The organism is Sphingorhabdus sp., from assembly GCF_023910635.1.
Taxonomy (GTDB): Bacteria; Pseudomonadota; Alphaproteobacteria; order Sphingomonadales; family Sphingomonadaceae; genus Sphingorhabdus_B.
The window spans coordinates 1-2,684 of sequence record NZ_JAAVVZ010000061.1; the positions used below are offsets into that span (position 1 = coordinate 1).

At 54.3% G+C, this 2,684-nt stretch carries 2 pseudogenes; both read left to right on the forward strand.

From position 1 onward, the window contains the following. Positions 1 to 105, forward strand: a pseudogene (locus tag HEQ34_RS14075) (VOC family protein); the annotation flags it as partial. 129 nt (positions 106 to 234) lie between these two features. Continuing rightward, a pseudogene (locus HEQ34_RS14080) lies at positions 235 to 2,684 on the forward strand (hypothetical protein); the annotation flags it as partial.

Genomic DNA, 2,684 nt, shown 5'->3' on the forward strand with positions numbered 1-2,684 from the left:
GAATTAAAACGCGTCGCGCCGTTGATGCTTCAGGAATGGAGCGAGACCAAAAAAGCCCCGCGCCATGCCGATTGGCTTCATGTTGATCCGGATAAGCGGGCTTAACCCAAAGCGAAGCTGTTTTGGGGTTGATGCAGTTGTTTGGGTGGTTCTTGCTAACCTAGCGGGGATCACAAAGTTCGATACGCTCGATCTACGCTTGCTTGACGTCGTTCATAAAGGCAGAAGGGTATTATGAGCGAAGGTGCATTATTCAGTCAGTATTTTATGGACGAAGGGATCGTCCAATCAAGAGACTGGCAAAGCATTGACGCCGACAAACTCGATAAAACCCGGGCGCTAATTTTAGCGGGGATCGAAGACTTTGACGCCCGGCACCAGCCGGATGAGGGTAATACTGAAACCGACTTCATCCGGCCTTTGCTAATGCTGCTCGGCTGGGAGTTCTCCGTTCAGGAACGCATCGCCGATAAAGGCCGTCACGACGTTCCCGATTATCTGTTATATCTTGACGCAGATGCCAAGGCGGCCGCGACAAAGGAAAAAAGTCCCGCCGCGCGCTATCGCCTCGGCGTTTCAATAGTCGAAGCCAAACGCTGGAATGCGCCGTTAGACCGTGCCGAGCCCGGACAGGCAGGTGCACCGTCAACGCAAATGCTGCGCTATCTGGGCAATGCCGATGGTCCGTCGAACGGTAATATCCGCTTTGGTATCCTAACCAATGGCCGCTACTGGCGGCTATACGATCATAAAGCGAGTTCCCGGCTGGAAGGTTTCGTCGAGATCGACCTGAAAGAGGCGGTCGGGCTAGTTGTCCCTGCGGAAAAACCCGACAAACCCGACGATGCCGGACGCGCAGATCACATACTGCGCCAGTTCCTGTGGCTTTTCGCACGTCAAGCATTTGTGCCCGATATCGGCGGAGCGACGCGATTAACCCGTGCGGTTAGCGACAGCCGAAGTTTCGAGGCGCGCGTTACCGACCAATTGGCAAAGACGGTTTTCGATACGGTTTTCCCGAAACTGGCGAATGCGCTGTGGATGGCTGATCCGTTAAAGCCCGATATGCCCGCCGAAGGCTATCTTTCGGAGTTGCGCGAAGCGGCGTTGACGTGGCTCTACCGTCTGTTGTTCGTGCTTTACGCCGAAGATCGAAGCTTGCTTCCGACCGGACCAAGGCGCGAGGGTTTGAAAACCATCCGGCGAGCAGTGGCCGAGGCTGTCGACCGTAAAGACCAATTTAGTAGCCTGTCGGAATTCGATAGCGACCTGCGGCGGCTGTGGCGACGGATCGATATCGGTGATAAGGGTATTGGCGTTCCACCTTACAATGGCGGTTTGTTCAAAACGGAACGATCGGCATTGCTTGCCCGAGCCGAATTGCCCGACGAAGATTTTGCGCCGTTGCTCGACGCCATGTCTCGCGAAACTTTTGGCGAGCGGCGGCGGATGATAAACTATCGTGACCTTAATGTACGCCACTTGGGATCGGTTTATGAAAGGTTGCTTGAGTTCGATCTGGCTTTAGTTGACGGCGAAATTGCTGCACGACCACAAACTTTCGCACGCAAAACCAGCGGTAGTTATTACACGCCCGAAGAATTGGTGATGCTCGTCATCCGTCGGACTGTTGGGCCGTTGCTTGAAGAAAAGCGCAAGATTTTCGAAGATGCCGTAGATGAAGTAAAGCGGACAAAACAAGCCAAGGAAAATGCGGAATATCCGCTTGCAAGGCTGCAAGAACATGACCCAGCTACCGAGTTCCTGACGCTTCGCATTTGTGACCCGGCAATGGGGTCGGGGCATTTTCTGGTTAGTCTGGTCGATTATCTCGCCGATCAGGTCATGTTGGCGACGACGCAATCTGCCGCGCTCGTGGAGTTTGGCGATTACAGGTCGAAACTGCTGGGGCGGCTGGAGGATATTCGGAACCGGATAAAGTCCAATGCCGCCGAAAATAATTGGCATGTCGACGATAGCCAGTTGATCGACCGACAGCTCGTGCGGCGCATCATCCTGAAACGGGTCATTCATGGCGTCGATAAAAACCCGATGGCGGTGGAATTGGCAAAACTGTCGTTATGGCTGCACACCTTTACTGTGGGTGCGCCATTGTCGTTTCTGGACCACCATCTGCGGTGCGGTGACAGCCTGTTCGGGGAGTGGGTGTCGTCGGGAATGGACCGGCTGGAACGGGGCGGGCTATTTACCGGCGACGAATTGACCACTGCCGAACAAGCCATCATGGGAATGGCACAGGTCGAAGAACTTACGGATGCCGATATTGGCGAAGTCCACGAGTCGGCGCGAAACTTCGATGAGGCGCGAGAGAAGATCAAACCGCTCGAACGCTATTTCTCGCTGGTGCAGGGCTATCGTTGGATAGAAGGTTCGGCAGACGACGCGCTCAAGCTTGCAAAGAAATACGACAAGGAATCGTGGCGGACGTCTGACCCTGTGGAAGCAGGTCGATTGCAGGATCTCGCGTTCAAACTAAAACGCCAAGGAATGGCGCTCGACGTAATGCTTGATCAGGGGCTGGGCAAACCGGATGCGGTGTTGGACATGTGTTATGGTCGAATTGGAAATTTGCGTTCTAAAATCGACGTGGATGATGATCCAGCGTTCGCGCCACTGATGAAGGCTGTTACTATCGGCGTTGACGCCAACTTCCTGCATTGGGA